21 protein-coding genes are annotated in these 25650 nt (G+C 67.3%); 10 read left to right on the top strand and 11 right to left on the bottom strand.

Going from position 1 to position 25650, the window contains the following annotated elements; all coding sequences use genetic code 11:
* Positions 1-21 precede the first annotated feature (21 nt).
* Together QFZ83_RS06735 and QFZ83_RS06730 are read left to right on the top strand one after the other, a co-directional pair.
* Positions 22-861, top strand: a complete 840-nt coding sequence (locus QFZ83_RS06735) for a proteasome-type protease (protein ID WP_013542517.1) — start codon at positions 22-24, stop codon at positions 859-861.
* 14 nt (positions 862-875) lie between these two features.
* Entirely contained in the window at positions 876-1694 is an 819-nt protein-coding gene (locus tag QFZ83_RS06730) for an alpha/beta fold hydrolase (RefSeq protein ID WP_307504166.1), read from the top strand.
* A gap of 18 nt (positions 1695-1712) precedes the next feature.
* Here QFZ83_RS06730 and QFZ83_RS06725 read toward each other — a convergent pair whose 3' ends face one another.
* Positions 1713-2228: an MOSC domain-containing protein gene (locus QFZ83_RS06725; RefSeq protein WP_307504162.1), complete on the bottom strand. Its 516-nt coding sequence runs from the start codon at positions 2226-2228 to the stop codon at positions 1713-1715.
* Positions 2229-2655: 427 nt separating this feature from the next.
* Here QFZ83_RS06725 and QFZ83_RS06720 point away from each other — a divergent pair, with 427 nt between their 5' ends.
* Complete coding sequence (locus QFZ83_RS06720; RefSeq protein WP_307504159.1) at positions 2656-3363, top strand: response regulator transcription factor; 708 nt, start codon at positions 2656-2658, stop codon at positions 3361-3363.
* A gap of 54 nt (positions 3364-3417) precedes the next feature.
* Here the strand turns inward: QFZ83_RS06720 and QFZ83_RS06715 are convergent, their stop codons facing one another.
* Positions 3418-4245 (bottom strand): undecaprenyl-diphosphate phosphatase, encoded by an 828-nt coding sequence (locus QFZ83_RS06715; RefSeq protein ID WP_306879008.1) that lies wholly within the window; start codon positions 4243-4245, stop codon positions 3418-3420.
* A 168-nt stretch (positions 4246-4413) separates the two neighbouring features.
* Here QFZ83_RS06715 and QFZ83_RS06710 point away from each other — a divergent pair, with 168 nt between their 5' ends.
* Positions 4414-5286 (top strand): hypothetical protein, encoded by an 873-nt coding sequence (locus QFZ83_RS06710; RefSeq protein WP_307504157.1) that lies wholly within the window; start codon positions 4414-4416, stop codon positions 5284-5286.
* Here the strand turns inward: QFZ83_RS06710 and QFZ83_RS06705 are convergent.
* Genes QFZ83_RS06705 through QFZ83_RS06695 form a run of 3 tightly spaced genes read right to left on the bottom strand, consistent with a single transcriptional unit; the run spans position 5278 to position 8259 of the window.
* Complete coding sequence (locus QFZ83_RS06705; protein WP_307504154.1) at positions 5278-5937, bottom strand: aspartate/glutamate racemase family protein; 660 nt, start codon at positions 5935-5937, stop codon at positions 5278-5280. The genes QFZ83_RS06710 and QFZ83_RS06705 overlap by 9 nt on opposite strands.
* A 17-nt stretch (positions 5938-5954) precedes the next feature.
* Positions 5955-6866: a transporter substrate-binding domain-containing protein gene (locus QFZ83_RS06700; RefSeq protein ID WP_307504151.1), complete on the bottom strand. Its 912-nt coding sequence runs from the start codon at positions 6864-6866 to the stop codon at positions 5955-5957.
* Between the two features lie 58 nt (positions 6867-6924).
* Positions 6925-8259, bottom strand: a complete 1335-nt coding sequence (locus QFZ83_RS06695; RefSeq protein ID WP_307504148.1) for an aspartate aminotransferase family protein — start codon at positions 8257-8259, stop codon at positions 6925-6927.
* Between the two features lie 137 nt (positions 8260-8396).
* Here QFZ83_RS06695 and QFZ83_RS06690 point away from each other — a divergent pair, with 137 nt between their 5' ends.
* Positions 8397-9263, top strand: coding sequence for a MurR/RpiR family transcriptional regulator (locus tag QFZ83_RS06690; protein WP_307504145.1), 867 nt, complete (start codon positions 8397-8399; stop codon positions 9261-9263).
* Here the strand turns inward: QFZ83_RS06690 and QFZ83_RS06685 are convergent.
* Together QFZ83_RS06685 and QFZ83_RS06680 are read right to left on the bottom strand one after the other, a co-directional pair.
* On the bottom strand, positions 9260-9724 hold the full coding sequence (locus tag QFZ83_RS06685) for a (2Fe-2S)-binding protein (protein ID WP_307504143.1): 465 nt from the start codon (positions 9722-9724) through the stop codon (positions 9260-9262). The two genes, QFZ83_RS06690 and QFZ83_RS06685, sit on opposite strands and share 4 nt — an antisense overlap.
* Before the next feature lie 28 nt (positions 9725-9752).
* Entirely contained in the window at positions 9753-12020 is a 2268-nt protein-coding gene (locus QFZ83_RS06680; RefSeq protein ID WP_307504138.1) for a xanthine dehydrogenase family protein molybdopterin-binding subunit, read from the bottom strand.
* Positions 12021-12195: 175 nt separating this feature from the next.
* On the opposite strand from QFZ83_RS06680, the gene QFZ83_RS06675 reads away from it, so the two are divergent.
* Complete coding sequence (locus QFZ83_RS06675) at positions 12196-12561, top strand: SPW repeat protein (protein WP_306879015.1); 366 nt, start codon at positions 12196-12198, stop codon at positions 12559-12561.
* A 115-nt stretch (positions 12562-12676) separates the two neighbouring features.
* Here QFZ83_RS06675 and QFZ83_RS06670 read toward each other — a convergent pair whose 3' ends face one another.
* The 4 genes from QFZ83_RS06670 to QFZ83_RS06655 form a co-directional block, all read right to left on the bottom strand.
* Positions 12677-14182: an efflux transporter outer membrane subunit gene (locus tag QFZ83_RS06670; RefSeq protein WP_307504135.1), complete on the bottom strand. Its 1506-nt coding sequence runs from the start codon at positions 14180-14182 to the stop codon at positions 12677-12679.
* A 14-nt stretch (positions 14183-14196) separates the two neighbouring features.
* Positions 14197-17469 carry an efflux RND transporter permease subunit gene (locus QFZ83_RS06665; protein WP_307504132.1) on the bottom strand — a complete coding sequence of 1091 codons (3273 nt, stop codon included), beginning with the start codon at positions 17467-17469 and terminating at the stop codon, positions 14197-14199.
* Positions 17470-17536: 67 nt separating this feature from the next.
* Complete coding sequence (locus tag QFZ83_RS06660; RefSeq protein ID WP_307504128.1) at positions 17537-20746, bottom strand: efflux RND transporter permease subunit; 3210 nt, start codon at positions 20744-20746, stop codon at positions 17537-17539.
* Positions 20747-20882: 136 nt separating this feature from the next.
* On the bottom strand, positions 20883-22487 hold the full coding sequence (locus tag QFZ83_RS06655) for an efflux RND transporter periplasmic adaptor subunit (protein ID WP_307504125.1): 1605 nt from the start codon (positions 22485-22487) through the stop codon (positions 20883-20885).
* A gap of 268 nt (positions 22488-22755) precedes the next feature.
* Here QFZ83_RS06655 and QFZ83_RS06650 point away from each other — a divergent pair, with 268 nt between their 5' ends.
* From QFZ83_RS06650 to QFZ83_RS06635, 4 genes are read left to right on the top strand one after another with little or no spacing between them, the layout of a single operon-like run.
* A complete protein-coding gene (locus tag QFZ83_RS06650) occupies positions 22756-23277 on the top strand; it encodes a DUF6622 family protein (protein WP_307504122.1) in 522 nt (173 codons plus the stop codon).
* A gap of 45 nt (positions 23278-23322) precedes the next feature.
* Entirely contained in the window at positions 23323-24270 is a 948-nt protein-coding gene (locus tag QFZ83_RS06645; RefSeq protein ID WP_307504119.1) for a sterol desaturase family protein, read from the top strand.
* Positions 24267-24563: a 2TM domain-containing protein gene (locus tag QFZ83_RS06640; RefSeq protein ID WP_307504116.1), complete on the top strand. Its 297-nt coding sequence runs from the start codon at positions 24267-24269 to the stop codon at positions 24561-24563. The genes QFZ83_RS06645 and QFZ83_RS06640 overlap by 4 nt, the downstream gene beginning before the upstream one ends.
* Positions 24560-25648: a sensor histidine kinase gene (locus QFZ83_RS06635; protein ID WP_307504113.1), complete on the top strand. Its 1089-nt coding sequence runs from the start codon at positions 24560-24562 to the stop codon at positions 25646-25648. The genes QFZ83_RS06640 and QFZ83_RS06635 overlap by 4 nt, the downstream gene beginning before the upstream one ends.
* Positions 25649-25650 lie beyond the last annotated feature (2 nt).

The following is a 25650-nucleotide window of genomic DNA, read 5'->3' as shown; positions in this document are numbered from 1 at the left end:
TGATTCATGCGAGACGAACTCATGACTTATTGCGTAGGCATCAAACTCAACGCCGGCCTGGTGTTTCTCTCCGATTCGCGCACGAACGCGGGCGTGGACCACATCAGCACCTTCCGCAAGATGATCGTCTACGAGCAGCCGGGCGACCGCGTGATGGTGCTGCTGTCCTCGGGCAACCTGAGCATCTCGCAGTCGGTGCGCGAAATCCTGCAGATCGAGGAATTGCGCGAAACCCGTGAAGACGGCTCACAGGGCGATCCGATCACCATCTGGAACGCCAAGAGCATGTTCGACGCCGCCCGCGTGCTGGGCTCGGCGGTGCGCCATGTGTACGACCGCGATGCCGAGGCGCTGAAGCACGCGGGGCTCGATTTCAACGTGTCCTTCATCTTCGGCGGGCAGGTCAAGGGCGAGGGCATGCGCCTCTTCCTGGTCTACGCCGCGGGCAACTTCATCGAGGCGACGACCGAGACGCCTTATTTCCAGGTCGGCGAATCGAAGTACGGCAAGCCCGTGCTCGACCGTGTGCTCACGCCCGAAACGCCGCTGGACGAAGCCGCCAAGTGCGCGCTGGTGTCGATGGACTCGACCATGAAGTCGAACCTCTCGGTGGGCCTGCCACTCGACCTGGTGGTGTACGAAGCCAACAAGTTCGAGACCGACCGGGTGATCTGCATCGACGCCGACAACCCCTACTACCGCATGATGCACAACAGCTGGGGCCAGAAGCTGCGCGAGGTGTTCGACAGCATCGAAGACCCGGTGTGGGACGACAGCCATACCGAGCATCCGCTGAAGATGCCGGCCACGCGGCACGGCGCGTTGCGCAAGATCTCGACCCCCGACGAAAAGCTCATCTGAGCGCGGCATCGGCCATGGCCATGCCGCCCGTCGTCTTCTCGCACGGCAACAGCTTTCCCGCGAGCACCTACCGCGTCGTCCTCGACAGTCTGCGCAACCGAGGCTTCGAAGTCGATGCCATCGAGAAATTCGGGCACGACCCGAAGTACCCCGTCACCGACAACTGGCCGCACCTGGTGCAGCAGCTGGCCGATTTCGCCCAGGTGCGCGCCGACCGCGCGGGCGGGCCGGTGTTCCTGGTCGGCCATTCGCTCGGCGGGTTTCTCAGCCTGATGTGCGCGGCGCTGCATCCGGCGCTCGCGCGCGGCGTGGTGCTGATCGATTCGCCGATCCTCGGCGGCTGGCGCGCGAACACGCTCAATGTGGTCAAGCGCACGCCGCTCATGAAGAGCATTTCGCCCGGCGCCATCAGCCAAAAGCGCAAGAACAGCTGGGCGCACCGCGAGGCGGTGTTCGAGCATTTCCGCAGCAAGAAGGCGTTTGCGAAGTGGGACGAGCAGATGCTGCACGACTACATCGACCACGGCACCTTCGACGGCATGGCCGCGGGAGAAGACAGCCGCGAGCTGAGCTTCGACCGCGACGTGGAAACCGCGATCTACAACACCCTGCCCCACAACCTGGGCGCGCTGCTGCGCAAGCACCCGCTCAAGTGCAAGGCGGCGTTCATCGGCGGGCGGCAGTCGGCCGAGATGAAGCGCGTGGGCATGGCAATGACCGAGCAGGTGACCAAGGGGCGCATCACGATGCTCGACGGCACGCACCTGTTCCCGATGGAAAAGCCGCTGGCCACCGCGGCTGCCCTCGAGGCGGCGCTGCGCAACCTGCTGTAAGGCCTCAAGCGTCAGGTCTCAGGCGGAAGCGGGACGGCATTCGATGCCGTCGCCGATGCGCAGCACGCCGCCGCGCAAGACCCGCGCCGTCACGCCCCCATGGCCGCGCATGGCGTTGTAGCCGCCGGGGCCGAGCAGCTCTTCCATCCGTGAACAGGGCTCGCAGGGGCCGCTGATTTCGAGCAGCACCTCGGCGCCGATGGCCAGCACCAGCGGCTGGTCGCGAAAGAGCGAGCGCGCCGCCAGCAGGTTCAGGCCCGAGACGACGAGGTTGCGCCGCAGCCCTTCGGCGTCGACACGCGCATGGCCGGTGAGCGCGGCGATCACCGGCAGGTGCTCCTGCTGGATCAGCGAGACCTGCCGCTTGCCGCCGGGGCGCGCGGCGGCGATGCGGTCGCCCTCCAGCCCGCGCCCTTCCACCGCCACGGCCTCGTCCACCGACAGCACCGGCGCCCGGCGCGCCGGCCGCAGCAGGATGGCGTCGAGGCGGCCGGGTCGCGCGAATTGCCGGGTCAGTTCGTGGAGGTCGGGCATGCGGGGCATTGTCCATGGGACTTTTTTGCGCCTGTCGCTGCCGGGGGATAGCGCGGCCATGAGGTCTTCCGCCCTATGGCCGAACCGTGCACGCGTCCAAGCCGGCCGGGCTCCCGGCGAATACGGCGGTATTCGTGACGTTCCGGCATGCCGACGCCAAGACGGGAGCAATGGTTAACCTGAGCGGCGGCTTCACGCCGGACTGTCCGTCTGGCTGCGCAGGGGTCCATGACTACCCTGTCGACTGCGCCGCCGCACGTTTTCCAAGCGAAACATTCCAAATAGAGCGATAGTTCCTGCCCATTCGGAGTTTCCCCCTGTTTTCAGTTGGGTGACTCCAGGATACATATGGCAATACTCTGCAACAATCCCATATATAAGTAAAAACGTCCTACCAAAGTCAGGCACCGTTCAGAATCCCGCCCACATGTCCAATTCGCAACTGGAAGACGTCGAAGTCGTTTCCCTGAGCCCCGCGCTGGTGGTCGAAGACGATCCGGCCATGCGCGAGCGGCTCGCCTACGTGCTGTCGACCTTGGGTTGCGACGAGCCGCAGATCGCCTGGGCCGACAGCGTGGCGGCCGCCAAGGAACTGCTCGAGGACCGCTACTTCGGCGTTGCACTGGTCGACATCGGCCTGCCGGACGGCAGCGGCGTCGAGCTGATCGGCTGGATGCAGGCGCATCGCCCCAGGGTGCCCGCGGTGGTGGTCTCGGCCTGGCGGACCGAGGAAGTCATCTTCGCGGCACTGCGGGCCGGCGCCATCGGCTATCTGCTGAAGGAACGCGACGACCTGGAACTGAGCATCGCGCTGCGCAGCATCGAGCAAGGCGGCGCCCCCATCGATCCAGCCATCGCGCGCCGCATCCTCGGCTGGATCGCGGCGCAGCAGACTTCGCTGTCGGCGGTGCTGGCCAGCGATGCGCCGTCCCCGCTGCCCGTGGCGCTGACGCCGCGCGAGCGAAAGATCCTCGAACTCGTGTCGCAGGGGCTGAGCAACCGCGACATGGCCGAATCGCTGTCGATCTCGCGGCTTACGGTGGAATGCCACACCAAGAACATCTACCGCAAGCTGGCCGTCACCTCGCGCACCGAGGCGGTTTTTCAGGGGCGCAGGCACGGCTTGCTGCGCTGACCGGCCGGCGGCCGGCTTCGGCTCACCCCCGGCCGCTTTGCTCGCGCCGCAGGGTCAGTCTGCCCAGACCACCGTGCCGGTCCACGCCGTCACCAGCACCACGATGCCGAAGGCGATGCGGTACCAGGCGAACGGAATGAAGTTGTGGGTGCTGATGAACTTCAGCAGCCAGCGCACGCACAGCCACGCGCTGATGAACGAGAACACGAGGCCCACCGCGAACAGCGGCACGTCGGCCATCGACAGCAGCGCGCGCTCCTTGTAGACGCTGTACACGCCGGCGCCGATCAGCGTCGGAATGGCCAGGAAGAAAGAGAAGTCCGTCGCCGCCTGCCGCGAGAGGCCCAGCAGCATGCCGCCGATGATGGTCGAGCCGCTGCGGCTCGTGCCCGGGATCATCGCGAAGCACTGCACGAGGCCCACCTTGAGCGCATCCCACGCCGTGAGGTCGTCGACATGTTCGACGCGCACCGAGCCGGGCGGCCGCTTCTCGGCCCACAGGATGATGAAGCCGCCGATGATGAAGGTGCTCGCCACCACGGTCGGAATAAACAGGTGCGCCTTGATCACCTTGCCGAACAGGAGACCCAGCACCACCGCGGGCAGAAAGCCGATGAGGATGTTGAGCGCGAGGCGCCGCGCCTTGGGCTGCCGCGGCAATGCCACGACGGTCGACTTGATCTTCTGCCAATAGACCAGGATCACCGCGAAGATCGCGCCGGTCTGGATGGCGATCTCGAACACCTTGCCCCGGTTGTCGCCGAAGCCGCCGAGCAACGAGCCCGCAAGAATCAGATGGCCTGTCGACGAGATCGGCAGGAACTCGGTCAGCCCTTCGACGATGCCCATGATGGCGGCCTTGACCAGCAAAACAATATCCACGCGTACTCCTTCAACAAAGAGCGTCAATTATGGCGAGGGCATCGGTCAGCTCCGGTTCAGGTGAGAGGCGCGCGGGAGTACCGAATACCTAATTTCGGGGATGTTCACCCTGTGGAAGCCGATACATATTGCAACCTGAACATTCATGTGCCCCGAAGGAGCCTTGCCATGCGAACGTCGACTGCCGCGGACGAGCGCGAATCAACTGCCGAAGACCACGGCCGGGACCGGCTGAAGAACTCCCTCGCGATCGAGCGGGAGCAGTGCGAATCGATGCGCCGCGTGGCCGGTGCGACCGGTGCCTCGGCCCATGAATTGAAGCTCTTGATGCAGCGGCTGGTCGACATCGACCGCTCGGGCAAGAGCGCGGGCATCGTCGCGCAGGGCAACATCGCCGCCGACCGGATGGAAGCCGAGGTCCAGATGCTCGACCTGGGCGACGGCTGCATCGCCGGGCAGCAGGCCGAGGCCTGCCAGCGCATCGACTTCGGCCTGCTCGAACCACTGAACCCCGCGCACGACAAGAAGTGGTACGCGCGCTGGAAGTTCTGGAGCTTCATCCTCGGCGCGGCCGGCCCGGTGGCCTCGCTCACGCTGCAGGGCCTGGCACTGCGCCCGAGCGAGCCCGAAGACGCGCACGCCGACCTCGTGGCCAAGGCGCGCAAGGTGCTGGAGAGCTGGCGCCGCACCTCCGACCCGCTCTTCTGGTCGGCCGTCGAAGACTACGTGCGGCAGCAGGCGTTCTCGCTCGAAACGCAGGCCTACCTCATGCACTGCATCGCGGCCGTGTTCAGCGGCGACACGATGAAGCTCTCGAACGAACAGAGCGAAGCACTCACCGGCCTGCTCACCGACACGTACTGCGATGCGCTCGGCACCGCGGCCACGATGCCTTCGTCGGACATCTACCGGCGCCTGGCCGAAGGCCTGGAAGCGACCGACCGCGAGACCGGCGTTCACCGCATGCTGGGCCGCAGCGACGCGGCGCAGATCGCGATGACCACGCTGGTCACCGCCATCGGCCACGGCGGCTCACACTGAGCGCGGCTGTCCGGTTCGCCGGCGCAAGGCGCGCACGGCACTGTCGACCGTCGTAAGCACCGGCAGGCCGCTGGCCTCCTCGCATACGGCGCGGGCGCACGCCATGCTGAACTGCGCGAGCGCGATGCGGGTGCAGCCGCGATCGCGCAGCACCGCGGCCTGTGCGGCAATCAATGCGTCGTGGCGCTGCGTGTCGCCGGCGTTCAGCGCATCGAGGGCGCCGTCGGCCAGTGCCAACTCCAACGCAGCGCCGACGGGAAATTCAGGCGGCATCGAAGCGAGCGTGGGCGCGAACGTCGCGATCAACCCCAGCCGCCCTTCCACCTGCATCGCCTCGGCAATCATGGCCTCGTTGGGCTTGAGCACCGGAATGCCCGCGTGCCGCCGCGCCACCGCCTCGATGCACGGCCCGAAGGCCGAGCAGGTGAAGAGAATGCCTTCGGCGCCTGTGTCCACCGCGTACTGCGCGAGGCGCTGGAAGCGCTCGTGCATCGCCGCATCCAGCCCGCGCCCGTTGTTGCGCGCGAGGTCGGCCGAGAGGCTGTCGTCGAGCAGGTTCATGCGCACCGCTTCGGGCCAGTCGCGCGCGAAGGCTTCGTTGATAGGAGCGACCGAATGCGAGAGCGCGTGGATGAGGGCGATGCGTGTCATGAAGTCAGGCAATCGGCTCAGATGCCCTTGGAGGACGGATTGGCAAACGCCTCTTTCGTCTCGGCATTGAGCGGGTAGTTGATGTTGATGCCCTTCGGCGGAATCGGCGACATGAACCACTTGGCATAGAGCTTTTCCATCTCGCCCGACTTCATCATGCCCGACACCACGCGGTCCACCAGCGCCTTGAAGGCTGGGTCGTCCTTGCGGAACATCAGCGACTGGTTCTCGGTGCGAAGGCTCTCGCCGGTGATGACGAAGTCCTTCGGGTTGCGCGCATTCGCGATCTGCCCGGCCAGCAGGATGTCGTCGAGCACGAAGGCCTGCGCGCGGCCGCTTTCCACCAGCAGGAACGAGTCGCTGTGGTCCTTGCCGGCGAGATTCGTCACTTCGAGGCTGCGGCCGCGGTCGGCCTCGCGCAAGAGGCGGAACGAGGTGGTGCCGCTGGTGGTGGCGACCGTCTTTCCCTGCAGGTCGGCGATGCTCCTGATGCCCGAATCGGCCTTCACCAGCATGCGCACGTTGTAGCGAAAGATGTCGGGCGAGAACGCCACCTGCTTCTGCCGGTCGACCAGGTTGGTGGTGGAGCCGCACTCGATGTCCACCGTGCCGTTCTGCACCAGCGGCATGCGGTTGGCCGAGGTGACGGCCTGGTACTTGATCTCGATGGCAGGTAGCTTGAGCTCGGCCTTCACCGCCTCGACGATGCGGTTGCAGATCTCGATGCTGTAGCCCACCGGCTTCAGATTGCCGTCCAGGTACGAGAAGCCGAACGACGACTCGCGATACCCGAAGGTGATGGCGCCGCTCGCCTTGATCTTGGCGAGCGTGTCGTTCTCCTGCGCATGCGCGGCGGCGAACGGCAACAGGGTGCAGGCCACCGCGAGAGCGGCAGCACCGAAGGAAATCGGCAGACGAAGCTTGGGCATGGAAGCGCTCCTCGGAACGGCGGGTTGAAGAAAACAGCGAAGGAATACGGGGTCGCGGTCAGCGCGCGGCGGCGCTCGTCACCGCATCGATGGAGGCCGCGAGACGGGCGGCGATTTCCTGCAGGTCCTGCCGCGTCGCGATGAAGGGCGGCGCGAGCAGCACGTGGTCGCCCTGGCGGCCATCGACGGTGCCGCCGAAGGGGTAGCACAAGAGGCCGCGCGACATCGCGTCCTTCTTGATGAGCGCGTTGACCTTGAGCGACGGATCGAAGGGCGTCTTGCTCGCGCGGTCGGCGACCAGCTCGATGCCCCAGAAGAAACCGCGGCCGCGGATGTCGCCCACATGCGCGTGCTTGCCCAGCGCCTCGGCCAGCATCGCGCCGAAAGCCACGCCGTCTTCGCGCACCTTGGCAACGAGGCCGTCGCGGCGGATCACCTGCTGCACCGCGAGCGCCGCCGCGCAGGCCATCGGGTGGCCGAGGTAGGTGTGGCCGTGCTGGAAGAAGCCGCTGCCCTTGGACATGGCCTCGACGATCTTCTGCTGCGCCAGAACCGCGCCGATCGGCTGGTAGCCGCCGCCCAGGCCTTTGGCGATGGTGATCAGGTCGGGCGCGATGCCCTCCTGCTCGCACGCATGCAGCGAGCCGGTGCGGCCCATGCCGCACATCACCTCGTCGAGGATCAGCAGCACGCCGTACTTGTCGCACACGGCGCGCACCGCCTTGAAGTAGCCGGGCACTGGCGTCAACACGCCGGCCGTGGCGCCGCCCACCGTCTCCGCGACGAAGGCGATCACGCGATCCGCCCCCTGCGCGACGATGGCCGCTTCGAGCTCGGCCGCAAGGCGCAAGCCGTATTGCTCAGCGCTTTCGCCGTCGCACTGCTCGCGGTACGGATAGCACGGCGACACGTGCGTGGCCGGCACGAGGATCGGCGCGAACGGCTCGCGGCGCCATGCGTTGCCGCCCACCGCGAGCGCGCCCAGCGTGTTGCCGTGGTAGCTCTGGCGGCGCGCGATGAAGTGGGTGCGCTGCGGCTGGCCGATCTCGACGAAGTACTGCCGCGCCATCTTGAGCGCCGACTCCACCGCTTCCGAACCGCCGCTCACCAGGTACACATGGCTCATGCCTTCGGGGGCGGAGGCGATGAGTTCGTCGGCCAGTTGCTCGGCCACTTCGCTCGTGAAGAAGCTGGTGTGCGCATAGGCCAGCTTGTCGAGCTGCGCGTGCATGGCGGCCAGCACCTCGGGGTGCGCATGGCCCAGCGACGAGACGGCTGCGCCGCCCGAGGCATCGAGGTATTCACGCCCTTCGGCGTCGCGGATGAACATGCCCTGCGAACTGGCGGCAACGGGCGGGGTCTGGCGAAGATGGCGATGGAAGACGTGCGTCATGGGGGCGAAAACCTGGAACAGTTTCTGGAACTAACGTTTCCTCCGGATTATTGTTTGGAACATTTGTTCCGTCAACTGTTTCGACGTTCCGCCTCCGGTACATTCGTTCCAACAGCAGCCAGAAGAGAGACACCGCCATGGGCGCCAGAGACCAGATCCGCCAGCGTTTCAACGAACTGAGCCCCGCCCTGCAGCAGGTCGCGCGCTACGTGCTCGACCACCCCAACGAAGTCGTCACCGCCTCGATGCGCAACGTCGGCACGCGCTCGCAGAGCACGCCCGCCACGCTGGTGCGTTTCGCGCAGAACCTCGGCTACGCGGGCTGGCCGCAGCTCAAGGAGGCCTTCGCGGGCGACATGGGCCTGGGCACCGAAACCTACGGCGGGCGCGCCAAGCAACTGGTCGGCCGCTCGCAGGACCGCGGCCTCACCGGCGAAATGTTCGAGGTGCAGCGCCGCAACCTCGAAGCCACGCACCAGCAGAGCGAGCAGGCGCTGCAGAAGGCGTGCGCGCTGATCGAGAAAGCGCCGGCCGTGCATGCCGCGGGGTTTCGCGCGTGCTTTCCGATCGCGTTCTCGTTCGTCTATGTGTACCGGCTCTTCCGCGCCAGCGTGCACCTGGTCGATGGCCAGGGCGGATCGCTCGAGATGCAGCAGCGCGCTTTTGCCAAGGGCGATGCGCTGGTGGTGGCGAGCTTCGCGCCCTACTCGCGCGAGGCGCTGCAGGTCGCCGAAGCCGCCAAGGCGGCCGGCTGCCGCATCGTCGCGATCACCGACAGCGTGACCTCGCCGCTCTCGCTATTGGCCGACGAAACGCTGCTCTTCACGATCAACAGCCCCTCGTTCTTTCCCTCGGTCGCGGCCGGCGTGGCGGTGACGGAGGCGCTGGTCGAACTGCTCGCGAGCCGCGCGGGAAAATCGGGCATCAAGCGCATCGACCAGGCGGAGGCGCAGTTGTTCGAGTCGGGCGCCTACCTGCTGCCGCCCGTCGCGCGCGGCGGTTAAGCGGCCGGCTTGCTGCCCGCCGCCATGTGGATTGCGGCACGGATGCGCGGGTAGGTGCCGCATCGGCAGATGTTGCCGCTCATCGCATTCGTCACATCGTCGTCGCTGGGCTGCGGCACCTTCTTGAGCAGCGCGCAGGCCGACATCAACTGCCCGCTCTGGCAGTAGCCGCACTGCACGACATCGACCTCGGTCCACGCATGGCGCAGCGCATCGGCCTCCTTGCCCTGCAGGCCCTCGATGGTGGTGACCTCGCGCACACCCACCGATTCGAGCGGCGTGACGCAGGAGCGCACCGCCTCGCCGTCCAGGTGCACGGTGCAGGCGCCGCACAGCGCCTTGCCGCAGCCGAACTTGGTGCCGACGAGCTGCATCTCGCCGCGCAGCACCCACAGCAGCGGCGTATCGGGCTCGGCGTTGACGGTGGAGGTCTTGCCGTTGATCCTGATCGTGGTGGTCATGAGGTTGCGTTCCTTCTTTTTTTGTCGTTCAGGCCAGCTTCAGCGGCAGGCTGCGCAGTCGCTGGCCAGTCAGCGCGAACAGCGCATTCGCCACCGCCGGCGCAATGGGCGGCGTGCCCGGTTCGCCGACGCCGCCGGGGCGGTCGCTGCCCGCGACGATCTCGGTCTCGATGACCGGGCACTCGTTCATGCGCAGCGGCATGTAGTCGTGGAAATTGCTCTGCTGCACCTGGCCCTTTTCGATCGTGATCTCGCCGTGCAGCGCCGCCGAGAGGCCGTAGACGATGCCACCCTCCATCTGCTGGCGGATGAGGTTGGGGTTGACCGGCACGCCGCAGTCGATGACGCAGACCACGCGGTGCACGCGGATCTTTTTCTCCGCATCGACCGACACCTCGGCCACCTGCGCGACGATGCTGCCGAACGCGCGATGGATCGCAATGCCGCGCGCACGCTTCGCGCCATCGGGTCCCGCGGCCAGCGGTTGGCCCCAGCCCGACAACTCGGCTGCGCGCTTCAGCACATGCAGATGGCGCGGGTCTTTCGCGAGCAACGTGGCGCGGAAGGCGACCGGGTCCTTACCGGCCGCGGCTGCGCACTCGTCGATGAAGCTCTCGACGAAGAAGCCGTTCTGCGAATGCGCCACCGAGCGCCACACGCCGGTGGTCATGGCGGATTCGACGGGTTCGTGCGCCACGCGGGCGTTGGGGAAGTCGTAGGCCGTGTTCCATGCACCATCGGTCGAGGTGTCCATGAACGACGGCGCGCCCAGGCTGGAGCCGGCCGTGGTGGTCTGCCATGCGACCAGCGCACCGTTCGCATCGAAGCCTGCCTTGCAGCGCGCCACGTAGGCAGGCCGGTAGTAGTCGTGCACCATGTCTTCCTCGCGCGACCAGATCAGTTGCACCGGCGCGCCATCGGCCTCGCGCGCCAGCATCGCGGCCTGCGTGACGAAGTCGGTGGAATAGCGGCGGCCGAACCCGCCGCCCAGAAAGGTCACATGCAGGTCGACCTTCTTCGCGTCGATGCCCAGCGCCGAAGCCACCGCGCCGCGCGCGAAGCCCGGCGCCTGCGTGGGCGCCCAGACGGTGGCCACGCCGTCCTTGAGCTGCGCCGTGCAGTTCATCGGTTCCATCGTGGCGTGCGCGAGAAAGGGCACGCGGTACTCGACATCGAGCGTCTTCGCGGCCGACTTCAGCGCGGCCGCCACGTCGCCTTCATCGAGCTGCGCGTTGCCTGCGCTCGTGCGCAGGGTCTGCGAGAGGCGCCCGATCATCTCGCTGCTCGACAGGCTGGCCGCGGGGCCGTGGTCCCAATCGACCTCGACCGCCTTCAGCGCGCGCATCGCGTGGTACGGCGTGTCGGCGATCACCGCCACGCCGCCCGAGGTGCTGCCGGTGCCGATGAGCGTCGCGCCCACCGGCGCCAGCGCCACCACCTTGCGCACACCGGGCAGCTTCTGCGCGGCAGCGCCGTCGAAGCGCGCGACTTTGCCGCCGATGGTCGGGCACATGGCGATGCTCGCGTACAGCAGGCCGGGCGGCAGCGTGTCCATGCCGAACTTCGCTGTGCCATCGAGCTTGGCCTTGTTCTCGATGCGGCGCGAGGGCTGGCCGATCAGCTTGAAGTCGGCCGGCTTCTTCAGCGCGACGTTCGTGGCCAGCGGCTGCTGCGCGGCACGCACCGCCAGTTCGCCGAAGCTCGCGCTCTTGCCATTCGGATGCAGCACGCGGCCGCCGTCGGTGCGGCATTCGCCGGCCGGCACGCTCCACGCGGCAGCAGCGGCGCCGATCAGCATGGCCCGCGCGGAGGCGCCCGCTTCGCGCACGGGCAGCCACTGGTCGGTGATGCTCGACGAGCCGCCCGTGCCCGAGAGCCCCGGGATCGAACGCAGCAGCTTGCCCACCACGTGCTCGGTCGCTCGCTTGACCCTGCCTTCGTCACCGGGCTTGAAAGGCAGCGCATCGAGGATCACGGCCTGGTTGTTGTAGATGGCGTCGGCGCCCGCGCTTTCGATGCGGACCTGATCGAGCGTGGCATCCATCTCCTCGGCCAGCAGCATCGCGAGGCCGGTGTGCGTGCCCTGCCCCATCTCCGACTGCGACATCATCAGCGTGACGGTGTTGTCGCTGCCCACCTTGACCCAGCCATTGAGCGCGACCTCACCCGCACCCGCGGGCAGCGGCTCGGAACCCACAAGGCGCGATGCGGCCGGCGTGGCGGACCAGCCGACCACGAGGGCGCCGACGGCCCCGAGGGTGCCGAGAACGAAGTGGCGGCGCTTGAGTTGGGGCATGGTGGGGTTCTTGTGACCGATGACGTCGGGGTCATCGGGGGCTATTTCCGGACGGCCGATGATAGAAGGCCGCACCGCTGCGCCCCTGTGCTGCACTGCCGCAAGACGGAACCGCGCCCGACGACGGGTGTCCAACCCCTGTCGCGGCGCCTTGTCGCGACAGGAGGTAATGACCATGAAGCAAGTGAAGCATTGGCAAGACCCGGTCAACGCCGTCGCCGGCGCCTGGCTGATCGTCTCGCCCTGGGTCCTGGGCTTTCAGGGCATCGCGCCCGCCATGTGGACCATGGTGGCGACCGGCATCGTGCTGGGCGCCGTGGCACTGGGCGCGACCTTCGTGCCCAAGCAGTGGGAAGAGTGGACCGAAGTGGCCCTCGCGGTGTGGCTTGCCGCATCGCCGTGGCTGGTCGGTTTCGCCGCGATGGAAACGGCGATGGTCAACGCGGTGCTCGTGGCCGCGCTGATCCTGGTGCTCGCCCTTTGGGTGCTGGTGACCGACAAGGACTACCTTGGCAGCTCGCTGAACCGCCCGGCGCATTGAACGAAACCACTGCGCCGTGAAACGAAGCCCGCCGCGTCCGGCTTGACGCCGGCGGCGAGCCGACTGGATGGGCACGATGCCCATCCGCGAAACCGCCCTCGCCGCGTTCTTCTTCTTATTGCGCGCGAGGGGCGGTGGGTTGTTGTTGCTGCGCCGTGGCCGCGGTGCTGTCCGGGTTGTTGTTCATCCAGTCGGCCTGCCAGCCACCGCCCATCGCCTGGATGAGCGCGATCGCCGAAGCCTGGCGGTTGACCTGCAGCTGCACCAGCGCGCGCCGCGCGTTGAGGGCAGCGGCCTGCGCCGTCACCACCTCGGTGTAGCTCACCTGCGCCGCGCGATAGCGGTTGAGCAACTGCTGCTCGGTCTTGTCGGCCGCGAGCGTCGCTTCGCGGCGGAAGCCCTCTTGCTGCGCGAGCGTGGCGCCCGTCGTCAACTGGTCTTCGACCGCCTGGAACGCGGTGAGCACCGTCTGGCGATAGCGCGCCACGGCGGCTTCGTGGCCGGCCTTCGCGGCATCGACGCTCGCGCTGATCGCGCCCGCATCGAACACCACCTGCGCCACGGAGAAGCCGAGCGACCACAGCGTGTTGGCCGAACTGAACAGGTCCTTCACGCGGCTCGCATTGGTGCTGCCGACCGATGCGGTCAGCGGGATGTTCGGGAAGTACGCGGCGCGTGCGATGCCGATCTGCGCATTGGCGGACGCGACCGAGCGCTCCGCCGCCGCTATGTCGGGGCGGCGCTGCAGCAGCGTCGAGGGCACGCCGGTCGGCACGCCGGGCACCGTGGGGGTCCATTTCGCGGCCGGCAAGGTGAAGTCGGCGGGCGCCACGCCCACCAGCATCGCGATGGCATGTTCGAGCGTGGCGCGCGTGCGCGTAAGGCCCACGCGGTCGGCCTTGGCGTTGACCAGTTGCGTCTGCGCCTGCAGCACGTCGGTCTGAGCGGCGATGCCGGCCGCATAGCGGTTGCTCGTGATCTCGAAGGCGCGCTGGTAGCCCGCGATGGTTTCGTCGAGCAGCACGATCTCGGCATCGGCCTCGCGCAGCGAAAAGTAGTTGGTCGCGAGATCGCCGATGGCCGAGAGCCGCGCCGCGGCGAGGTCGGCCTCGCTCGCTTGCGCATTGGCCTGCGCGCTGCTCACCGCTTCGCGCAGGCGCCCCCAGACATCGGGCGTCCAGCTGGCATTGAGCGAGGCGGAGAAACTGTTTGAAGGACTCGTCGTTTCGCTGTTGCTGTTCACGTTGCCGCTGCGCCGCCCGCTGCCGCTGAACGACACCGAGGGAAACAGCGCCGCGCGCTCGCCGCGCACCAGCGCCTGGGCCTGCGTGTAGTTGGCCACGGCGGCGGCGATGTTCTGGTTCGACACCTGCACGCGGCCGGCCAGTTCGTCGAGCGTGGGATCGGCGAAGAGCTTCCACCACTCGCCGCGGTCGAGCGCATCGGCCGGTGCGGCGGGCAGCCAGCCTTCGGCGGTCTTCTGCTCCTTCCATGCGGTGGACGCCACGGAGCTCGGCACCTTGTAGGCCGGACCGACCGCGCACCCTGAGAGCAGCGCGGCAAGCGCGAGCGACGTGAGCGCAAAGCGCCTCGATCGGAAGGGGGAAAGCAGTGCGTTCATGGTGTTGTTCTCTCTCAAGCGGGCGTGATCCGACTGAGTTCGTGTTCGTTCTTGCCACGGCGGCGCAACTTGTCGAGCAGGAGATAGACGACCGGCGTTGTCAGCAAGGTGAGCAGCTGGCTCGCGATCAGCCCGCCGATGATGGCCACCCCCAGCGGCCGGCGCAGCTCCGCGCCCTCGCCGAAACCGATGGCCAGCGGCAGTGCGCCCAGCGCGGCGGCCAGCGTCGTCATCAGGATGGGCCGGAAGCGCAGCAGGCATGCCTCGCGCACCGCCTCCAGCGGCGTGAGCCCGCGCGAGCGCTCGGCCTCCAGCGCGAAGTCGATGATCAGGATGGCGTTCTTCTTCACGATGCCGATCAAGAGGAACACGCCGATCAGCGCAATGATCGAGAACTCCATGCGGAACATCAGCAATGCCAGCACCGCGCCCACGCCGGCCGAAGGCAGCGTCGACAGCACCGTGATCGGGTGCACCAGGCTTTCGTACAGGATGCCCAGCACGATGTAGATCACGACCAGCGCGGCCAGGATCAGCATGAACTGCTGTCCCTGCGACTGCTGCGCGCTGGCGGCAGTACCGGCGAACGCGCCGCGCACGTTGGTCGGCATCGCGATGTTGGCCTCGGCCTTGGCGATGGCTTCGCGCGCATCGCCGAGGTTCGCGCCCTCGGCGAGGTTGAACGAGATCGTGGTCGCGAGCTCGCCGTCGTCATGGCTCACCGAGGTGGCGACCGACTGCTCCTCGAACTTCGCCACCGCCGACAGCGGCACCAGCGTGGTGGGCGTGTTGCTCAGCACATTGCCGGTCGATGCACCGCGCAGGCCCGCGTTGGCCGAGACCGGCACGGCGGTGCTCGCGGCGGTCGCGGTCGATGCGGCCCCGCCGGTGGTCGAGGTGGTGGTGGCTGTCGCCGCGACCTGCGTGGTCACCGTCTGCCCACCGATCACCGAGGTGCGGGTGGCCGGCACGTACACGTCGCTCAGCGAATTGGGACTGCGCGTGTAGCGCGGTGCCCACTCCATCACCACGTGGTACTGGTTGAGCTCGGTGTAGATGGTCGCCACCTGCCGCTGGCCGAAGGCGTTGTAGAGCGCGTTGTCGATGGCGGTGGAGGTGAGGCCCAGGCGCCGTGCGCTGTCGGGGTCGACCTTGGCCACCGTCTCCACGCCGTTCTGGTCCTGGTCGGTGTCCACGTCGGTGAGCAGCGGCTGCAGCTTCAGTTCGTCCGACAGCTTCGTGGCCCAGCTGCGCAGGTCCGCGAGGTTGTCGCTCTTGAGCGTGTACTGGTAGGTGGAGTTGCTCGAGCGCCCGCCCGAGCGCACGTCCTGCACGGTGCCGAGGAACACGCGCAGGCCCGTCACCTCGTTGAGCTGGGGCCGCAAGCGCGCGATCACGGCCAGGCCGCTCTCGGTGCGCTGGTTGGCCGGCTTCAAGTTGACGAACATGAAGCCGCCGCCCGCGCGCGAGCCGCCGGTGAAGCCGATCACCGTGTCTACCGCCGGGTCCTTGCGGATGATGTCGATCACCTGCCGCAGCTTGGCCGCCAGCGCCTGCGACGAGATGCTCTGGTCGGCGCGCAGGCCCCCGTTGAGCTGGCCGCTGTCCTGCTGCGGAAAGAACCCCTTGGGCGCGGCGCTGAAGAGATAGACATTGAGCCCCACCACCGCCACCAGGATCAGCATGACCAGCGCCTTGCTGTCCAGCGCCCAGTCGAGGCTGTATTCGTAGCGCTTGAGCACCCAGTCGTAGCTGCGCGCGGCCATGCGCCCCAGGCGTCCTTGCGGCTTGTTCTTGTCGTGCTCGCCGCCAGGCTTGAGCAGCCACGCGCACATCATCGGCGTGGTGGTCAGCGAGATGACCAGCGAAATCATCACCGCCGCCGACAGCGTGATCGCGAACTCGCGGAAGAGCCGCCCCACCTGCCCGCCCATGAAGAGCAGCGGAATGAACACCGCCACCAGCGACACGCTGATCGACAGCACGGTGAAGCCCACCTCCTTGGCCCCCAGCAGCGCCGCCTTCATGCGCGACATGCCCGCCTCGATGTGCCGGCTGGTGTTCTCCAGCACCACGATGGCGTCGTCCACCACGAAGCCGGTCGCCACCGTGAGCGCCATCAAACTCAGGTTGTTGAGGCTGAAGCCCAGCAAGTGCATCACGCCGAAAGTGCCGAGCAGTGCGACCACCGTGGCCACGGCCGGCACGATGGTCGCCCGCACGCTGCGCAGGAAGAGGCTGACCACCAGCACCACGAGCAGCACCGAAATGACCAGCGTGAGCTCGACTTCGTGCAGCGAGCCGCGGATGGAGTTGGTGCTGTCCGAGGCGACCTGCAACGTCACGTCGGGCGGCAGTTGGGCCTGCAGTTCGGGCAGCAGCGCGCGCACGCTGTTGACGGTCTCGATGATGTTGGCCGAAGGCTGCCGCGTGATGAGGATGACGATGGCCGGCTCGCCGTTGAAGAGGCCCAGCGTGCGCGTATCTTCCACGCCGTCGATGACTTCGGCCACGTCCTGCAGCCGCACCGCCGCGCCGTTGCGCCAGGCCACGACCATCGAGGCGTAGTCGCTGGCGCGCAGGGCCGGCGTCTGCGTGTAGATCTGCAGCTTGCGACCGTCGCCCTGCACCATGCCCTTGGGGCGGTTGGCGTTGGAGGCCTGGATGGCGGCGCGCACGTCTTCGGTGCTGATGCCGTAGCGGTTGAGGGCGAACGGGAGCAGTTCGATGCGGACGGCGGGGAGCGAGCCGCCGCCGATTTCCACGTCGCCTACGCCGTCTACTTGCGAGAGGCGCTGGCTGACGATGTTCGATACCGCGTCGTAGATCTGGCCTGGGGTCTTCGTCTTGGACGTGAGGGCCAGGATGATGACTGGTGAGGCGGCCGGGTTGGCCTTGCGGTAGGTTGGGTTGCTTCGGAGGGTCGCTGGCAGGTCGACTCGGCTGGCGTTGATGGCGGCTTGGACCTCTCTTGCCGCGCCGTCGATGTTGCGGCTCAGGTCGAATTGCAGAGTTACTCGGGAGGAGCCCACCGAGCTGGTGGACGTCATTTCGTTGACGCCAGCGATGGTGCCGAGGTGGCGTTCGAGTGGCGTGGCGACACTCGTGGCCATCGTTTCGGGGCTTGCTCCCGGAATCGAGGCTCTTACGGAGATGACTGGGTAGTCGACCTGCGGCAGTGGCGATACGGGCAGCACGAAGAAGGCTGCTATGCCGGCCAGCGCGATGCCGATGGTCAGCAGGACTGTGCCTATGGGTCTTCTGACGAAGGGGAGCGAGAGGTTCATCGCTGCTTCCCCTGCCGGGGCGAGACCCGGCCTCGGGAAAAAAACAAAGAACAGGAAGCAAAACCGATCAAGCCGCTTCCTCCTCAACCGCAGCCCGACGCGAACTACCCCCACCAAGCCGATCAAACGCCAGATAGATAACAGGCGTAGTGAACAAAGTCAGCAGTTGGCTAACGATCAACCCACCAAAAATCGCAAGCCCCAGCGGCCGCCGCAACTCGGCACCTTCACCAAAGCTCAGCATCAGAGGCACAGCTGCAAACAGAGCAGCCAAAGTCGTCATCAAGATAGGCCTGAATCGCAACAGAGCAGCCTGATGAATTGCCTCCCGAGCCGACTTCCCTTCAGTCCGCTCCGCATCAATAGCAAAGTCAATCATCATGATCGCGTTCTTCTTGACGATGCCGATCAGCAGAATGATCCCGATGATCCCAATCACTCCCAGGTCATTGCCCGTCAGCATCAGGGCAAGCAGCGCCCCCACCCCCGCAGAAGGCAGCGTCGACAAGATCGTCAGCGGATGCACATAGCTCTCGTACAGCACCCCCAGCACGATGTACACGCAGACAACCGCCGCAAGAATCAGCCACAACTGATTCGACAGCGACCGTTCGTAGGCACCCGATGCGCCAAGGAAAGTCATCGTCACGCTCCCCGGCATGCCGATCTCCTTGGCCGCCGCCCGAATCGCATCGACCGACTGGCCGAGCGACACGCCAGGCGCGGTGTCGAAGTTCAAGGTGCTCGCCGGGTACTGCGCCACGTGCGTGATCTGCAAGGGCGCCGGCTGCTCGGAGATGTCTGCGATTGCAGCGAGCGGCGTCGCCGTGCCCGATCCGGCGATCAGGTTCAGCTGCCCCAGCGTCTGCGGCGTGTTCACCATGCCGGGCCGCGCTTCGAGAATCACGCGGTACTGGTTCGTCTCGGTAAAAATGGTCGACACGATGCGCTGGCCGAAGGCGCTGTAGAGCGCATCGTCCACCGTGCTCGCGGTGATCGACAGCCGCGCCGCCGTGTCGCGGTTCACGTTGACGAATGCAGCGAGCCCCTGCGCGCCGGCATCGCTGCTCACGTTGCGCACCTTGTCCGACTCCTGCAGCTTGGCCACCAGCTTCTGCATCCACTCGGTGATGAGCGCGCTGTTCACGCCTTCGAGCGACACGCGGTATTCGGTCGGGCCGGTCTCGGCATCGATGGTCAGGTCCTGCGTGGGCTGCAGGTACAGCGTGACGCCGGCCACCTGGCGCACGCGTTCGCGCAACCGGTCCATCACTTCCTGCTGGCTGTCGTGGCTGCCCTTCAGGTTGATGAGCATGCTGCCGGTGTGCAGCATGGTGTTGTTGGCAGCATCGACGCCGACGAAGGAACTGAGGTTCTCCACGTCCGGGTCTTCGAGAACCGCGCGTGCCGCCTGCAGTTGCAGCTGCGCCATGCGATCGAACGACACGTCCTGCGCGGCCTGGATGCGCGCCTGCAGCTGGCCGGTGTCCTGCGTGGGAAACAGGCCCTTGGGGATCGTGAGGTACAGCACCACCGTGAGCACCATGGTGAGCAGCGCGACCAGCAGCGTGAGCGGCTGGTGGTCGATCACCCAGTGCAGCGAGCGGTCGTAGCGCACCATCACACCGTCGAAGAAACGCTGCGCGCGTGCGCCGAAACCCGTGCCGCCGGGCTCCTTCTTGGGCTCGTGCTTGAGCCAGCGCGCCGACATCATCGGCACCAGCGTGAGCGAGACCACCGCCGAGATCAGGATGGTGATCGCCAGCGTCACCGCGAACTCGCGGAACAGGCGCCCGACCACATCGCCCATGAAGAGCAGCGGAATCAGCACCGCGATGAGCGACACCGTCAACGAGATGATGGTGAAGCCGATCTGCGTCGCGCCCTTGAACGCGGCCTGCAAGGGCTTTTCGCCCTCCTCGATGTAGCGGGCGATGTTTTCGATCATCACGATCGCGTCGTCCACCACGAAGCCGGTGGCGATGGTCAGCGCCATCAGGCTCAGGTTGTTGAGGCTGTAGCCCAGGAGGTACATCAAGCCCAGCGTGCCGATGAGCGAGATCGGCACCGCGATGCTCGCGATGACGGTGGCGCGCAGGCTGCCGAGGAACGCGAAGATCACCAGCACCACCAGCACCACGGCCAGCACCAGTTCCATCTCCACGTGCTGCACCGAGGCGCGGATGCCGGCGGTGCGGTCGCTGAGCACCTCGATCTTCAGCCCCGCCGGAAAGCCGGCCTGCAGCTCGGGCAGCTGCTTCTTGATGGCGTTGACGGTGGCGATCACGTTCGCGCCGGGCTGGCGCTGCACGTTCAGGATGATGGCGGGCGTGAGCTTGGGCTCGGCGCTTTCGCCGTTCTCGGCGGTCCCAGGCTGCCGCCGGGCCGCCCCAAGGCAGCCGCCCCCCTGGGGGGGAGGTTGCGAAGCAACCTCGGGGGAGCACTTTGTTCCGGCCCACGCGCCGAGCTGCGTGTTCTCTGCGCTGTTGACCACCTGCGCCACATCGACCATGCGGATCGGCGCGCCGTTCTTGTAGCTGACGATGAGGTTCTTGTAGTCCTCGACCGTGAGCAGCTGGTCGTTCGAGTTGATGGTGTAGGCGCGCTTGGGGCCGTCGAAGCTGCCCTTGGCGCCATTCGAATTGGCCGCGCTGATGGCGGTGCGCAGCGTATCGAGCCCGATGCCGTTGGCAGCGAGCGCCTGCGTGTTGGCCTGGATGCGCACGGCCGGGCGCTGTCCGCCGCTGAGCGACACCAGCCCCACGCCCGAGACCTGGCTGATCTTCTGCGCGAGCCGGGTGTTCACGAGGTTCTGCACCTCGGTGAGCGGCAGCGTATCGGAAGTGATGGCGAGTGTGAGCACCGGCGCGTCGGCCGGGTTGACCTTGGCGTACACCGGCGGCGCGGGCAGATCGGCCGGCAGCAGCGAACCGCCGGCGTTGATGGCGGCCTGCACTTCCTGCTCGGCGACGTCGAGCGTCTGTCCGAGCGAGAACTGCAGCGTGATGATCGACACGCCCGCCGCGCTGGTCGAGCTCATGCGGTCCAGGCCCGACATCTGGCCGAACTGGCGCTCCAGCGGCGCGGTGACGGTGTTGCTCATCACCTCGGGGCTGGCGCCGGGGTAGAGCGTCTGCACCTGGATGGTGGGGTAGTCGACCTGCGGCAGCGCCGACAGCGGCAGGAAGCGGAACCCGACCATGCCGGCCAGCACGATCGCGACCATCAGCAGCGAGGTCGCCACCGGTCGCAGGATGAAGGGGCGTGAGGGACTCATGCTCTTACTCCTTCCCCTTCCGGGGGAAGGTTGGGATGGGGGCAAGCGGCGCCAAACACGCCATGGCTGTTCAACGGCCGCCGTGCCCCCACCCTAACCCTCCCCCAGCGGGGGAGGGAAAAGTCCGCCCACGCGCTCATTCCGTTTTTCCCTGACGTTCCGACATCCGCTGCCAGCGCTCCAGCGCCGCCGGATCGCCCTTGTCGAGCGCTTCGAGGAAACGCTTGCGGCGTTCGAGCTGTTCGGGGTTGTCCTTCACCGAATCGAGCATGCGCTGGCGCTGCTCGGCGGTGGGGGGCTTGGCTGCGGCTGCGGGCGCTGATGTTGCTGCTGCGGCCGGTGGCGCTGCGGCTACACCGGCGGGCGCTGCGGCCGTGGCAGGCGCGGTCGCAGCGGCAGCAGGCGCTTGGCCTCCCGCCCTCGCGCCGCTGCCGCCACCCTGACGGCGCCGATGGGCACCCGATGCGGCGCCCGAAGCCGGCGTGGCCGGCCGGTCGGCCTGGGTCTGCACGCGCGCGCCGTCCTTCAGCCGGTCGCCGCCTTCGGTCACGACCTGCTCGCCAGCCTTCAGGCCCGACATGACGGCCACGTTGTCCACGCTCGATTCGCCGCGCGTTACCGGGCGCTGCGACACCGTGTTGTCTTCGTTGATCACGTACACGTAGTCGCCGTTGGGCCCGTGGCGCAGCGCCGTCACCGGCACCACCACCGCGCTGCTCACGGTACGCAAGAGGAGCCGCAGGTTGACGAACTGGTTCGGGAACAGCGCGCCGTCGGCGTTCGAGAAGCGCGCCTTCGACTTGACGGTGCCGGTCTGCGTGTCAACGAGGTTGTCGAGCGTGGAGAACATGCCCTTGGCGAGCTGGCGCGTGCGGGTGCGGTCGAAGGCCGTTGCCTCGAGCTGCGCGCCCTGCGCAAGACGCTCCTGCACTTCGGGCACGCGGTCTTGCGGCACGGAGAACTCGACGTCGATGGGCGCGATCTGCGTGATGACCGCGACGCCGCCGGTCGTGCCGGTCGAGATGTAGTTGCCCGCGTCCACCGGCCGGAGGCCGATGCGCCCGCTCACCGGCGCGGTGATGCGGCTCCAAGTGAGGTTGAGCTTTGCGGTGCCTTCGTTGGCGCGGTCGATGGCAACCGTGCCTTCGAGTTGCTTGACCAGCGCGGCCTGCGTGTCGACGTCCTGCCGCGCGATGGAGTCCTGCGTCAGCAGCGTCTGGTAGCGCTGCAACGTAACGCGCGCGGCGGCCAACTGGGCCTCGTCGCGCTGGCGTGCACCCGAGGCCTGCGCCAGCGCGTTCTGGAACGGCGCCGGATCGATGGTGGCGAGCACGTCGCCCTTCTTGACCATCTGCCCTTCCTTGAAGAGCACCTCGGTGAGCACGCCCGAGACCTGCGGCTGCACGGTGACGTTGGCCAGCGGAGTGACCGTGCCCAGCGCCTCGAGCTGCACCGGAATGTCGGCCTGCCGCGCGGTGGCGACACCGACCGTGTTGGCGGACGCACCGCCGCCGCCCCGTCCGCCCGGCCCGCCACCCGGACGCCCGGCACCTGGACCACCGGGACCGCCCGGTCCCGCCGCGGGGGCTTTCGAACGCTGTATCAGGTACCAGGCACCGCCTCCCAGGGCCACCAGCAGCGCCAGGGTCAGCAACCACCCCAGCCAGCGCCGCCTCTGTGCCGGAGGATGTGTCGGCGACACGATGGGCGGCAGGGGCTCGGGGGGAGTTTTGGGGTCCATGGGGATGCGTGGGGAGGTGCAGGGTTGCGGCCTAGAGTACAGCGCCGAATGGTAGTACCGCTGTTTGCTGCGCCGTAAAGCGACGGTAAAGCTGACGGGCCGCCCGATCGATCGAGACCGGGCGCCTGCGGTTCGCGCCGGCCGGATGCGCCTCGCGCCGCGTTCCCGCATTTCGTCGCATCGCGGTGGCCGGGGAGAGGCAGCGCCGGCACAGTCCGCCCATCGATTCCCCGTTCACAACACCCATACCTTTCACCGGAGAACCACCATGCTGCTGCAGATCCTTCTTCACACACCCAAGTGGGTGTTCGCCGTCTTCGTGCTGCTCGTCTGGCTCGGCGCCAAGCAATTGCTGTCGAACAGCGTGAGCCTCAGCCGGGTCACGCTGATGCCCATCCTCATGGGCGGCCTGTCGGTCTTCGGCGTGATCTCGGCCTTTGGCGATTCGCTGGGCGCCCTGCTCGGCTGGGCGGCGGCAGCGGCGGTGCTGATCGCGCTGGTGCTGCAGCGCCCCCTGCCCGCCACCACCCGCTACGACGCGGCAAACCGCCAGTTCCACCTGGCCGGCAGCGCCGTGCCGCTCGCGCTGATGATGGGCATCTTCTGCACCAAGTACGTGGTGGGCGTGGCGCTGGCCATGCACCCCGAACTGCGCCATCAGGCGGTCTTCGCCCTGGCGATCCCCACGCTGTACGGCGCCTTCAGCGGCATCTTCGCGGCCCGCGCGGTGCGCCTGTGGAAGCTGGCCATCGCCACCGACGCTGTCGCCACCGGCGTCCGCGCGGCCTAAGATCCGAGCCCCAGCCCCGAGCGCCCCGCCCAGCCAGGAACCGCCATGACCGTGCTCTTTCTGCTCCTCAAGATTTCCGTCACGGTGGTGCTCGTGGCCTCGGTCCTCGAGGCGCTGGTGCTCTCCTGGCGCAACGGCTGGGCAAGCTACGACTGGAAGGCGGCCGGCGTCTCCGTGTTCGACTTCCTGGTGCGCGAATACCCGCTGCGCTGGCTGCTGCCGGTGGCCTTCTGGACCGGCGCGATGGACTGGTTCTGGAGCCACCGCCTCTTCACCCTGCCGATGGACCACTGGAGCGGCTGGGTCGCCTGCTTCATCGGCCAGGAGTTCTGCTACTACTGGTACCACCGCGCCGCCCACCGGGTGCGCTGGTTCTGGTGCACCCACGCCATCCATCATTCGCCGAACCAGCTGAACCTGTCGGCCGCCTACCGCTTCGGCTGGACCGGCAAGCTCACCGGCACGCTGCTGTTCTTCATGCTGGCGCCGCTGCTGGGCATGCCGCCCAAGGTGATCCTGCTGATGCTCACGCTGAACCTGCTCTACCAGTTCTGGATTCATGCGGCGTGGATTCCGCGCCTCGGGCCTCTCGAATGGTTGCTCAACACGCCCTCGGCGCACCGGGTGCACCACGCCTCGAATCTCGAATACCTGGACGGCAACTACGGCGGCGTGCTGATCGTGTTCGACCGGCTCTTCGGCACCTACATTCCCGAACGCGCCGACCTGCCCTGCCGCTACGGGCTGGTGAACCCGATCACCTCGCACAACATCCTGGAGATCGAGTTCACCCACTGGCGCGCGCTGTTGCGCGACCTGCGTTCGGCTCGCTCGGTGCGTGCGTTCGTGGGATACCTCGTCAAGCCGCCGGGCTGGCGTCCGGATGGGCCCGGCGACACCACCGAGGAACTGCGGCAGCGCGCGGCCCTCCGGCCCACAATGCCGCCTTCCGCACCCGATTTCATTCCCGTTCAGATCAAGGAGTTGTCATGAACACCACCACCTCCAATGCTTCGCGTCCCGACCTCGAAAAGCTCGCCCGCCGCCGCGCCGGCGCCAAGATGGGCTGGTACATCCACGCCTTCGTCTATGTGCTGGTCAACATCGGGCTGGTCGGGCTCTCGGCCGCCAAGGGACACAGCTGGGCGATGTATCCGCTGATGGGCTGGGGCCTCGGCCTCCTCATCCACGGCGCGGTGATCTGGTTCCTCGCGCCCGGCGGCGGCTTCTACGACCGGCTCGTGGCACGCGAGCGCCGTGCACTGGGCGCCGGGGAGCACGGGTGACCCCTGAAGCGCTGCCCCGGTTTCGCGCGGAGAACTTCCGCAACATGCTGCGGCATGGCCTGATCACCGTCGCCTTCTGTTGCCTCATCGGCTCGGCGTTGGCCATCTCGGGCAACGGCAGTTGGGAATCTCAGATGGTGTATTCGCTGTCGATCGGAACGATCAGCTGGCTCGTCATCGACACCGGCCGGCTGATCCTGAGCGGCAGCAAGGAGGTGCTGTGGCCGCACGGGCTCTGGGGCTACGGCCTGGTGGCGCTGGGCGTCACCGTCGGCTTTCTTGCCGGCAATGCAATAGGCGACGCCTGGGTCGGTGTGCCGCCGATGGAATTCCGCAATCTCGCCACGCGCAAGATGACGTCGACCATCGTCATCACCCTGGTTGCCACCATCGGCATGTGTTACTTCTTCTTCAGCCTCGGCAAGAGCAAGCACATGCAGGGCCAGCTCGACCTGGCGCAGCGCAACGCCACCGAAGCACGGCTCAAGCTGCTGGAGACGCAGCTCGAGCCGCACATGCTGTTCAACACGCTGGCGAACCTGCGCGTGCTGATCACCGCCGATCCGCCGCGCGCGGTGGCGATGCTCGACCGCCTCAACAGCTATCTGCGCATGACGCTGAGCGGCTCGCGCGCGCTCGCGCATCCGCTCTCGGCCGAGTTCGACCGGCTGGGCGACTACCTCGAACTGATGTCGGTGCGCATGGGCAAGCGCCTGCGCTACACGCTCGACCTGCCCGAGGACCTCCGCGACGTTCCGGTGCCGCCGCTGCTCTTGCAGCCGCTGGTGGAGAACAGCATCCGCCACGGGCTGGAGCCCAAGGTCGAAGGCGGTGAGATCGCCGTGCGCGCACGCCGGAACGCAGACCGGCTGGTCATCGAAGTGAACGACACCGGCGTCGGGCTCGATGCGGCGCTGCCCTCCGACTCTGAAGAAGGCGGCAGCGGCTTCGGGCTCGAACAGGTGCGCGAGCGCCTGGCCACGGTGTTCGGCCCGCAAAGCGAGATGCGCCTTGCAGCCGCGCCGGCCGGCGGGACCTGCGCCACGCTGAGCTTTCCGCTGCCAGTGACTGCTGCTGCCTCATGAAT

Origin of the sequence: Variovorax sp. W1I1 (assembly GCF_030815625.1) — a bacterium.
In the GTDB taxonomy this organism is placed as follows: domain Bacteria; phylum Pseudomonadota; class Gammaproteobacteria; order Burkholderiales; family Burkholderiaceae_C; genus Variovorax; species Variovorax paradoxus_C.
The sequence above is the reverse complement of the archived record's forward strand: the minus strand, read 5'-3'. Positions and strand labels throughout refer to the sequence as shown.

Excerpts from the sequence above, each read along its gene's own strand:
- QFZ83_RS06735 (WP_013542517.1), top strand. The coding sequence starts at position 22 with ATGACTTATTGCGTAGGCATCAAACTCAACGCCGGCCTGGTGTTTCTC.
- QFZ83_RS06730 (WP_307504166.1), top strand. The coding sequence starts at position 876 with ATGGCCATGCCGCCCGTCGTCTTCTCGCACGGCAACAGCTTTCCCGCG.
- QFZ83_RS06725 (WP_307504162.1), bottom strand. The coding sequence starts at position 2,228 with ATGCCCGACCTCCACGAACTGACCCGGCAATTCGCGCGACCCGGCCGC.
- QFZ83_RS06720 (WP_307504159.1), top strand. The coding sequence starts at position 2,656 with ATGTCCAATTCGCAACTGGAAGACGTCGAAGTCGTTTCCCTGAGCCCC.
- QFZ83_RS06710 (WP_307504157.1), top strand. The coding sequence starts at position 4,414 with ATGCGAACGTCGACTGCCGCGGACGAGCGCGAATCAACTGCCGAAGAC.
- QFZ83_RS06705 (WP_307504154.1), bottom strand. The coding sequence starts at position 5,937 with ATGACACGCATCGCCCTCATCCACGCGCTCTCGCATTCGGTCGCTCCT.
- QFZ83_RS06700 (WP_307504151.1), bottom strand. The coding sequence starts at position 6,866 with ATGCCCAAGCTTCGTCTGCCGATTTCCTTCGGTGCTGCCGCTCTCGCG.
- QFZ83_RS06695 (WP_307504148.1), bottom strand. The coding sequence starts at position 8,259 with ATGACGCACGTCTTCCATCGCCATCTTCGCCAGACCCCGCCCGTTGCC.
- QFZ83_RS06690 (WP_307504145.1), top strand. The coding sequence starts at position 8,397 with ATGGGCGCCAGAGACCAGATCCGCCAGCGTTTCAACGAACTGAGCCCC.
- QFZ83_RS06685 (WP_307504143.1), bottom strand. The coding sequence starts at position 9,724 with ATGACCACCACGATCAGGATCAACGGCAAGACCTCCACCGTCAACGCC.
- QFZ83_RS06680 (WP_307504138.1), bottom strand. The coding sequence starts at position 12,020 with ATGCCCCAACTCAAGCGCCGCCACTTCGTTCTCGGCACCCTCGGGGCC.
- QFZ83_RS06675 (WP_306879015.1), top strand. The coding sequence starts at position 12,196 with ATGAAGCAAGTGAAGCATTGGCAAGACCCGGTCAACGCCGTCGCCGGC.
- QFZ83_RS06670 (WP_307504135.1), bottom strand. The coding sequence starts at position 14,182 with ATGAACGCACTGCTTTCCCCCTTCCGATCGAGGCGCTTTGCGCTCACG.
- QFZ83_RS06665 (WP_307504132.1), bottom strand. The coding sequence starts at position 17,469 with ATGAACCTCTCGCTCCCCTTCGTCAGAAGACCCATAGGCACAGTCCTG.
- QFZ83_RS06660 (WP_307504128.1), bottom strand. The coding sequence starts at position 20,746 with ATGAGTCCCTCACGCCCCTTCATCCTGCGACCGGTGGCGACCTCGCTG.
- QFZ83_RS06655 (WP_307504125.1), bottom strand. The coding sequence starts at position 22,487 with ATGGACCCCAAAACTCCCCCCGAGCCCCTGCCGCCCATCGTGTCGCCG.
- QFZ83_RS06650 (WP_307504122.1), top strand. The coding sequence starts at position 22,756 with ATGCTGCTGCAGATCCTTCTTCACACACCCAAGTGGGTGTTCGCCGTC.
- QFZ83_RS06645 (WP_307504119.1), top strand. The coding sequence starts at position 23,323 with ATGACCGTGCTCTTTCTGCTCCTCAAGATTTCCGTCACGGTGGTGCTC.
- QFZ83_RS06640 (WP_307504116.1), top strand. The coding sequence starts at position 24,267 with ATGAACACCACCACCTCCAATGCTTCGCGTCCCGACCTCGAAAAGCTC.